At 53.5% G+C, this 9,060-nt stretch carries 10 protein-coding genes and 1 other RNA gene; 7 read left to right on the top strand and 4 right to left on the bottom strand.

The features are described from left to right. Positions 1–361: 361 nt before the first annotated feature. The 3 genes from O6944_09610 to O6944_09600 all read left to right on the top strand — a co-directional run bounded on the left by O6944_09610 (position 362) and on the right by O6944_09600 (position 1,929). A complete protein-coding gene (locus O6944_09610; GenBank protein ID MCZ6719391.1) occupies positions 362–1,204 on the top strand; it encodes a MerR family transcriptional regulator in 843 nt (280 codons plus the stop codon). An 85-nt stretch (positions 1,205–1,289) separates the two neighbouring features. Next, on the top strand, positions 1,290–1,442 hold the full coding sequence (locus O6944_09605; GenBank protein MCZ6719390.1) for a hypothetical protein: 153 nt from the start codon (positions 1,290–1,292) through the stop codon (positions 1,440–1,442). Then, entirely contained in the window at positions 1,429–1,929 is a 501-nt protein-coding gene (locus tag O6944_09600) for a hypothetical protein (GenBank protein ID MCZ6719389.1), read from the top strand. Before O6944_09605 ends, O6944_09600 begins: the two co-directional genes overlap by 14 nt. A 1,542-nt stretch (positions 1,930–3,471) precedes the next feature. On the opposite strand, the gene ssrA is transcribed toward O6944_09600, so the two are convergent. Then, positions 3,472–3,824: a transfer-messenger RNA gene (ssrA, locus tag O6944_09595) on the bottom strand. Positions 3,825–3,909: 85 nt separating this feature from the next. After that, a complete protein-coding gene (smpB, locus tag O6944_09590) occupies positions 3,910–4,386 on the bottom strand; it encodes an SsrA-binding protein SmpB (GenBank protein MCZ6719388.1) in 477 nt (158 codons plus the stop codon). 167 nt (positions 4,387–4,553) lie between these two features. Between smpB and O6944_09585 the strand changes: the two genes are divergently transcribed. From O6944_09585 to O6944_09575, 3 genes are read left to right on the top strand one after another with little or no spacing between them, the layout of a single operon-like run. Beyond that, entirely contained in the window at positions 4,554–5,924 is a 1,371-nt protein-coding gene (locus tag O6944_09585) for a sodium-dependent transporter (protein MCZ6719387.1), read from the top strand. Between the two features lie 13 nt (positions 5,925–5,937). Beyond that, positions 5,938–6,375 (top strand): type II toxin-antitoxin system RatA family toxin, encoded by a 438-nt coding sequence (locus O6944_09580; GenBank protein MCZ6719386.1) that lies wholly within the window; start codon positions 5,938–5,940, stop codon positions 6,373–6,375. Further along, complete coding sequence (locus tag O6944_09575) at positions 6,362–6,673, top strand: RnfH family protein (GenBank protein ID MCZ6719385.1); 312 nt, start codon at positions 6,362–6,364, stop codon at positions 6,671–6,673. Before O6944_09580 ends, O6944_09575 begins: the two co-directional genes overlap by 14 nt. On the opposite strand, the gene O6944_09570 is transcribed toward O6944_09575, so the two are convergent. Together O6944_09570 and bamE are read right to left on the bottom strand one after the other, a co-directional pair. After that, positions 6,670–7,782 carry a hypothetical protein gene (locus tag O6944_09570; GenBank protein MCZ6719384.1) on the bottom strand — a complete coding sequence of 371 codons (1,113 nt, stop codon included), beginning with the start codon at positions 7,780–7,782 and terminating at the stop codon, positions 6,670–6,672. The two genes, O6944_09575 and O6944_09570, sit on opposite strands and share 4 nt — an antisense overlap. Before the next feature lie 63 nt (positions 7,783–7,845). Then, positions 7,846–8,451 (bottom strand): outer membrane protein assembly factor BamE, encoded by a 606-nt coding sequence (gene bamE, locus O6944_09565; protein MCZ6719383.1) that lies wholly within the window; start codon positions 8,449–8,451, stop codon positions 7,846–7,848. 180 nt (positions 8,452–8,631) lie between these two features. On the opposite strand from bamE, the gene fur reads away from it, so the two are divergent. After that, complete coding sequence (gene fur, locus O6944_09560; protein ID MCZ6719382.1) at positions 8,632–9,051, top strand: ferric iron uptake transcriptional regulator; 420 nt, start codon at positions 8,632–8,634, stop codon at positions 9,049–9,051. Positions 9,052–9,060 lie beyond the last annotated feature (9 nt).

Here is a 9,060-nt window from a genome sequence, read left to right as displayed (position 1 = left end):
ACGCCGTTGAGATTGCAGACGCGCTCGACAAAGCACATCGGCAGGGTGTGACGCACCGGGAACCGCGCTCCCGCTCCCAGCGATCCAGATCCGGCGCGCGGGTCAGCATCATCTTGACCATGAAGGCAAGAGCCTCGAGCTTCGTGCCTGCGCAAAAATTGCCGGGAAGCCCGATGACTTACGCTGACTGAGCCCGTGGCCGGCGAAGTGAAGGACTTTTTTGGGAAAGCGCGTTTTTGGGCTGTTGGGGCAGTGAGTACGGGCATGGTTGCCGGCCATTTACCGAAAGGCCTTTGGTTTCCCAAATTGAACAGGTATGTATAGATTTGACAAATTGTACGAATGTGTATATTTTCGTTGCATGAACCCGACAACCCGACAGAAAGTACCGACGACGAAGCCGAACCGCCTCTTTCGAGGCACTGGTTGGGATATCAGCGTAGCGGAGTACGTCTCCAAGACACGATCCGAATTTCAGCGGGTCAGCGACCTTGTAAACAAGAAGATCCACACCGTGAAGGACTCTGGGGCCACCTATCGGGTGATAAACCACTGGGCGGAAGCTGGTCTGATCGAAGACAAGTCTAGAAAGACCAGCGAGGGCTGGAGACGGCTCAGTTTCTTGGACCTGGTCTGGATAAAGGTTCTGGCAGATCTGAGAAAGTTTGGTGTGCCGCTGGAATCATTGAAGATCGCGCGCCGCGCAATTTTTGAGGTTCCCGGCAAACCGTCGGTCACAAGGCCCGAGTTTGAATATGCAGTCACACACTGCTTGGCGATAGATCCTGCGCGATTTCTGCTTGTTAGCTTCAGCGATGGATGGGCGGAGGTCATTGACCAAACCAACTTTGAGCTTTGTATGTCATCGGGACACCTCAACACGAAGTCGTACCTGGTTATTGATCTAAACCAATGCTGTAAGGCTGTACTGCCGAATATGCGACTCCCACAATTTCGCGTAAAACACGAGCTGACAGATAAAGAGCTTTCGATAATCGAATCTGTGCGATCAGGGCGGTATGACGTCGTCGAAATACACGGTTCAGACGGAAAGATTGAGCGAATCAAGTGTAGATCAAGAAAAGGCAGGGCCGCGTCCAAGCTTGACCAGCTGGCGCGGAGTATGGAGTTCGGTGAGTTCACAGTGAAAGTCCAGAAAGGTAAGGCCGTTCTAACAGAAGTTATAGAGTCGATAAAGGCTTAAAACGATATGGGAACCCCCCAATCATCGATAACCATTCGTCTGGCTACTGAAATCCTCAGAGCTGGATTCATACCCGGAGTTCGGTATGGGCCCAGATGTGAAGGAATGCAGGAAGCTGCTCGGTGACTGCGATTTGTCAGACGCTGAGATTGAGCAGATTCGCAATACGTTGATTGCCATTGCGACGAATATTTTGAATGAGCTGACGAGGGAGGTAGATACAAATGACCGGCAATGATCGAGTGTCTACCAAACAACTAGAGGCGAATCGTCGGAATGCGAAAAAGGGCGGTGTGAAGACAGTGCCCGGCAAGATGGTTTCCCGAATGAATGCCTGCAAGCATGGCGGACTGTCGAATAGGATTTTGGAGGGTGAGCTGCCTGCATACAAAATTATCTGCGACGAATTGTCGGAGGAGTACGAGCCTGCGGGATTTGTTCAGAAAGTATTGGTGGAGCGCATCGCGCTCTGCGTCTTGCAGATGCGACGGATGTCGTTTGCCGTGAACGAGTTTTTGCTACAAATCGATGATCCTGAGGTATCAAAACCTGTATTTGAATTTCCTGGCGAAAGAGAAATCGTTGCGCCGGGTTATCAACCGGCAATTACTACCGGGCAAATCGAAAGAGTGATGGACCTATATGAACGTTACGAGGTATCGCTCGAGAATCGATTCTTGAAGCTAAATAAGGAACTGTCTGCAACCTGTGCAAATCGGCAATAAATGGGTTCGTTTCGCGGTGATCTCAATTGATGGACGCTTTCAATAAAGCAGTGATTTATTGCCGTGTCTCGTCTGACAAACAAGTGAGACACGGACACGGGCTGGACGGCCAGGAAGCCAGGTGCCGCGACTACGCGAAAGAGCACGGTCTATTCGTAGAAAACGTCTTTCGAGACGAGGCGATCTCTGGCGGTACGGAACACAGACCTGCTTTCTACGCGCTGACTAGCTATCTCGAAGAAAGGAAGCGTGGTTACGTTGTAATCATCGACGATCTGAATAGGCTTGCACGAGACGTCGCACTCTCACGGGCTCTTAAGCTCGCTATTCAGGGGGCGGGCAGCAAGTTGGCGTGTGTGAACTTCAATTTTGAAGATACCCCTGAAAGTCAGTACTTTGAGACGATCGTTGTCGCCACCGGAGAATTTGAGCGACTTAAGAATCGGGAGCGAGTTATATCCAGGCAAAAGGCCCGTCTAGAGGCTGGTTACTGGGTTTTCGCACCGCCACGCGGCTATCGATACAAGAAAATTTCGGGGCACGGCAAGTTGCTAGTACCTGATAAGCCGAATGCCATTCTAATTTCCGAACTATTCACCAAGTTCTCCACGGGCGAATTGCTGACGCAATCGGATGCTAGGGCTTTCCTAGCGGATGGTGGTCTTCGGAATCGGTCGATGAAGACCATGATCCCGACTGTCGAGGAGGCAAAGCGTATTCTTACAAGGCGGATCTATGCGGGTGCAATCGAATACGAGCGTTGGGGCATTTGCGAGCGGGTGGGTCATCATGAGCCTCTGATCTCTCGCGCAGTATTTGAGAAGGTCCAGAAACGGCTTGCTGGGAGGCGTCGTGCGCCCACCAAGAGCAACCTCGCGCATGATTTCCCCTTGCGAAACCACGTTCTCTGCGGTGGTTGTGGTACGCCGCTGACGGGGTCATGGAGCACAGGAAGGACGAAAAAGTATCCGTACTATCGTTGTCCCAACACGAAATTCTGCCCCGAAGAAAAGAAAAGCATCCCCAAAAAGCGCCTCGAAACCGATTTTTCGCATTTTTTGCAGTCCGTTTGCCCAAAACCCGGCGTAGTTAGGCTGGCGAAACGTGTTACTGAAGAGGTCTGGGCAGAACGAGAGAATAGCTTGGCCGTCCGCAGAAAAAGTGCGAGGCAGGCATGTATAGCGATTGACGCGAATATCGATCGCCTTTTGGACCAACTCGTAAGCTCGAGTAGTGCATCTGTCATGAAGCGCCTGGAGGCGCGTATTGACGCATTGGAGTCAGAGAAGCGGCAGGAGTCTGCAGCAGCGGAACGTAACGCGCCAGGCGACGAAGAATTTGGAACCGCGTTGCAACGAGTCTTCGACTTCCTGGGTCGGCCGCATCAACTATGGAATAACGGAAATTTAGAGCAACGACGAATCATTCAGTCACTGATGTTTACGGGACCGATTGAGTACTCCGTCAGCGAAGGTTTTGGAACCACCAAGTTTTCCCTGCCTTTCAAGCTGTTACAGCTCGATCGGCAGGAAAAACAGAGTTTGGTGGAGGCGGCGGGAATCGAACCCGCGTCCGCAAGTACTACGCCTTCGGCACTACATGCTTAGCCGGCTCTTTAATTTAACCGCCTGCTACCCGAGCGGCAGGAAAGACAGACGGCGATCCCGGAAGGTTTTAACGAATCTGCCTCGGGCCGGCTTCATCGCGAGCTTGCGAGAATCGTCCCCCGAGTTGAGCGCACAAGCACGGACTCAGTCAGAGGCTAGCTGGGTTAAGCAGCTAGAGCGTAGTTGTCTTCGTTGGCAACTATCAAGTTTGCAGATGGATTAACGAGGTAGTCTGCTCCTCGGCATGCACCTTGGGTTTCGTGACCCACGTCGAAGCCAGTCGCCCCCTTGCATATAAGATAGTATAAATGATGATAAGTTGCTGAGCTACCGGGATTTTTTGAGCCACGGTCCTGTGTCTCGGGAACTCACGCTATGAGTATTTGAGGAGCCGTTGCTTCTGGCGCTCCCATTCCCGCTCCTTAATGGCGGCGCGTTTGTCGTAGGCTTTTTTCCCTTTCGCGAGCCCAATCTCGAGCTTTGCCCGGCCACCTTTCCAATACATGGCGGTCGGCACAACGGTGTAGCCTTTGCGGTCTACCGCACCGATCAGTCTTGCGATCTCTTTGCGCTGCAGTAGCAGCTTTCGGGTACGCCGGGGATCGGGATGCGTATGGGTTGCGGCGCTGGGTAGCGGCGTAATCAGTGCGCCGATCAGCCAAGCCTCACCGTCCTTCAGCAGAACGTAGCCATCACGTAATTGCACGCGTCCTGCTCGGAGCGCCTTGACTTCCCATCCCTCCAGTGCAAGCCCGGCTTCAAAGCGATCCTCGATAAAATAATCGTGCCGTGCCTTTTTGTTTAATGCGATGGTGCTCGTGCCACGCTTTTCTTTTTTCTTTTCCGACATTATGAAGTATTTGCAAGTGGGGGGTGAAAAGTCGTGGTTGAAATATGGGCCAGATGATCGTGCCCTTCAAAGCTTGTCGATTATACCAGTTCTGATTTACTGCGTTGGTTGAGTGTGCATGCAATTTCCCTCACAATTGCGCAGGTTTTTTGTACGGGCCAGAAAAGATGGCACGAAAACGGAAATCCATTCATGGGGAGTGGTCCTCGCGCTGGGCATTTATCCTGGCTGCGACCGGATCTGCTGTCGGACTCGGTAACATCTGGCGTTTCCCTTATCTCACCGGTGAAAACGGCGGCGGCGCGTTTGTTTTGATTTATTTGTTCTGCGTTGCAGTCATCGGTATCCCCGTCATGATTGCGGAGATCATGTTGGGCCGTCGGGGCAGAATGAGCCCGATCAATACGATGCTCGCCTTGGCACATGACGAGGGGCTCAGCCGATATTGGCAGGTGATTGGCTGGCTTGGAATGCTCGCTGGTTTTCTGATCCTGTCGTTCTATAGTGTCGTTGCTGGATGGACACTGGCCTATGTGTTTCGTTCGGGTGCCGGGATTTTTTCAGGGATGACAGCGGAGAATGTGAGCACCGTGTTTTCCGATCTCGTTTCCGATCCGGAACGTTTACTTGCGTGGCACACGATCTTCATGGCCATGACCACGATGGTGGTTGCCCGGGGCGTGAAGAGTGGATTGGAAAAGGCCGTGCGATGGTTGATGCCGGCATTATTTCTCCTGTTATTGGTATTGGTCGGATACGCTATGGGGACCGGGAGCTTCCAGGAGGCTGTTCGTTATCTCTTTAAGCCCGATTTCAGCAGCCTCAGTGCGGGCGGTGTCATGAGTGCCATGGGGCAGGCGTTTTTCAGCTTGAGCCTCGGCATGGGTGCCATCATGATTTACGGATCCTATCTTTCCCACACGGAATCGATCCCGAGAATGGCTATCATCGTTGCCTTCGCAGATACTCTGGTCGCAATACTCGCCGGGCTCGCCATTTTCCCGATCGTCTTTGCCTACGGACTACAACCGCAGGAGGGATCGGGCTTGATCTTCAAGACACTGCCCCTCGCCTTTGGGCATATGCCAGGGGGCGCATTTTTTGGCTGCCTGTTTTTTCTCCTGTTGATGGTAGCCGCCTGGACATCCGCGATCTCGTTACTTGAGCCGGTTGTGGCCTGGCTGGTGGAGAACCGGAGCATGACGCGGGTGCATGCGAGCATTCTGGCGTGTGGGGTCGTGTGGATTCTTGGGCTTGGCGCGCTCTTTTCCCTCAACATCTGGTCAGACGCCACGCTCTTCGGTAAGACCTTTTTCGGACTCCTGGAGTATGTCACGGCCAACATCATGCTGCCTGTAGGGGGCTTTTTGATCGCCCTATTCGCAGGCTGGCGGCTGTCCCGTGCGGCCAGTGTGAACGAGCTCGGGCTTGGACAGGGTTTTGCCTACCAAACCTGGCGTATCCTGGTGCGCTACATTACACCGGTCGGCCTGATACTTGTCTTTTTGCATGTGCTTGGGGTACTCGATCCCACGTAAAAACATCTATTCGTTGCGACACTTCAGATCAACAACGCAGGTGCGCTACAGTGCCGAGGAGATGTATGACCTCGTCAACGATGTCGAGGCGTACCCCCAGTTCCTTCCCTGGTGCACCGCTGCGGACATAGTGTCCCGGAATGAAAACACCTTAAGTGCCCGTATCGTGCTCGCCGAGGGCAAGATTAAGCAGTCATTTACTACGGCCAATACTTTGAAGCGCGGCCGGTCCATTGAGATGCACCTGATCGAAGGCCCGTTCAAACACTTGACCGGGAGTTGGCGTTTCGACCCGTTAGATGCGCGCAGATGTGAGGTTTCGCTTGAAATGGATTTCGAATTCGCGAACCGGATCATCAGTGTCGCCTTTGGTCCGATCTTTATCCGAATCTTGAACTCGCTGATACGCGCATTTCAGCAACGCGCTGTCGATCTGTATGGGGAACGTTAAAAACATACAAGTGGAAGTCGCCTACGCGCTTGCCGCTGAACAGATCATATTGCCCTTGCATGTCCCCCTCGGCACCACCTTAGGCGAAGCCATCATGCTCTCCGGCATGTTGAAGCGTTATCCCGACATCAACTTGCTTAAGAATAAAGTGGGCGTGTTCGGCAAGGTCAGGGAGCCGGATTATGTGTTAAAGCAAGGTGATCGCGTGGAAATCTACCGACCCTTGATCGCCGATCCCAAGGAAGCGCGCAGGCGCCGCGCGGCAGAGGCGAAAAAAAGGGCTCCAAATAAGCCTTAGCCCGTCGGGACGGTCAACAGCGGCCCCAGCGTTGGTGCGTGGGGCGCCTGCATCTGGAAGAGATAGGTCACCAGCGTGAATGCCTCCTTGCTGGTTAGGTCCGAGTGGGCGATGGAGAACCAGTAACCCTGATACTGGACCGCAGTGAAGGAGTCCGCGGGCCGCTCGGTACTTGAGTGGATCCGCAGCGGAACCAGTAGCGAGGGACTCTCTGTCTCGCCGAGCTGTTCATTCGCTGTGGCACGACCTTCTTCAATATGCGCTGCCGGGATCTCGACGCCTCGCGAGAGGAAGCCCATGAGGGCAAGGACCGAGCGTAACCGTATTGTGATTTCGTCGGGGTTGCGTCCAAGCAGGTGGTTTGTAACCAGGAACCTGGAGCGCCCTTGATCGAGGTGCAGTGATTCCTTTAACTCATCGATGAGGGCCTGGGTCCCGGGGTCGGGGTTCTCCTCGAATACGAGGTAGCGTGGGGCCGGCGTATTCGGGTGTTCGGACGTCCCCTGCTGCAGCTCCATAGCCCCGCGCTGCGCGAGTTCTATAAAGAGTTGCACGACATGTCGAAAGCTGCGCTCGCGCTCACGATCCTCCGGCAATGACTCCAGGAAAAATGGCACATTCTCCACGTGATTAATGCGCTGGACGCCCATCACGATCAGCAGGTCGGGGGGCCAGCCGGACTGCACGAGAGAAAATAGCAGCTCGGAGGGTATTGGGGTCAGCAGCTGCTGAGCGAATTTATCCCCGGTGAGGGGTGCATAAGTAATGGTCGGTCGCTCAATATAGCGCAGATTGGCACTGCCGCCGATAGAGTCCGCGGGAAAGCCGTTTAAGTTACCGGTTCCGCCACTCACGGCCACGGCGCCCGTAACAACATACTGCTGAAGTACGGAAGCGACAGCGAGAAAGATGGGCGTGTCGCGGTAGCGCAGGCGAACGAGATTCAGCAACATTTGCTCATTGGACGAGCGCGCGATCGCCTCGTTGTAGTTGAACCGGTCGGATGGAATGCGTGATGGCCCGATGGCGCAGGCTGACAGGACAAGCCAGGGCAAGAGCGCGAGGTAGGCGAGCAGACGTTTATCAGGGGCCCCCATGCTGGTTGTCATGCTATTCCTGTTTCTTTGTTAAGTCACCTGTGCATCGTGGACTACGGCTTGCCTAACGCGAGACTATAAACCTTCGGCTCCGGGGATCACTGGCGCCGATGGGTCCGATTCTTCCGCGTCTATTTGTTCTTGCTTAAGTAGTTCTTTGTCGTGCTCGCTCAGTTCTGCTTCCATGGCCTCGCGCTCAGCTTGCGTCGGGGGCGGGCCTTCTTCCCCCAATCCAAACGTATGCAGCAGGCCACTAAACAGGCCCGTTTTACTTCGCTCCAGCGGAACGACGACCGTGGTCTCGGTAGGCTCGGCTGGTTTCAGTGGTTCCAATGCGACTTTCACATCCCCTTCGACGGCAATGAGTTTGTCATCTTCAAAAATCAGTGTGACGCGTCTTTGCTCGCGCCTCTTACCACCTTTCTGGTAGCTGTAATAGTAGTCCCAGCGATCATTGTGGAATACATCGATAAGCAATGGTGTGCCCATAATGAAGCTAACTTGGCTTTTGTCCATGCCGGGCTGCAATCTGGCCAGCATATCTTGGGTAACGACGTTACCCTGCTGGACGTCGACCTTGTAGACAAAGGGAATTTTAGTGCGCCATTTAGGCTCATGGGAACAACCTGAAGATAAAATCAGTGCCGCAACGATGACTAAGGTAAGTGACTGGATACGCATGGAAGCCCGGGCTCTCAATATGACTTTAAATTCTATCTCAACGTTCGCCGGAAAGCATGGACGAAGGGCCGGCGACAAGACCCCGTTGTTCGAGTATACTGTTGCCGGAATCGTTTCAGTTTATCCACTTATTGACCTCGCCCGGTTTACACCTTCCTTGTGACGCTTGCGAAAAGTGCAATGGAGACTCAGGATCTTAAGAAAGCCGGCCTGAAAGCAACGCTGCCACGCATCCGTATACTACAGATGCTGGAAACCAGTAAGCAGCGTCACATGAGCGCGGAGGATGTTTATAAGGCCTTGATGGAAGCAGGCGAGGATGTGGGTCTAGCCACAATCTATCGGGTCTTGACGCAGTTCGAAGCCGCTAGTCTAGTAACGCGTCATCATTTCGAAGGCGGCCATTCGGTCTTTGAGTTGAAACAGGGCCCCCACCACGATCACATCATGTGCATACAGTGCGGAAAAATAGTTGAATTTGTCGATGATATCATCGAGGAGCGGCAACGGGTTATGGCGGAGCAGAATGGATTTGATATCGAAGACCATTCCTTAATCCTTTATGGTCGGTGCAAAGACCCGAGTTGTTCAAAACAATAGCCGCAAGAT

The sequence above is a fragment of the Gammaproteobacteria bacterium genome (assembly GCA_027296625.1).
Taxonomy (GTDB): Bacteria; Pseudomonadota; Gammaproteobacteria; order JAKEHO01; family JAKEHO01; genus JAKEHO01.
The sequence above is the reverse complement of the archived record's forward strand: the minus strand, read 5'-3'. Positions and strand labels throughout refer to the sequence as shown.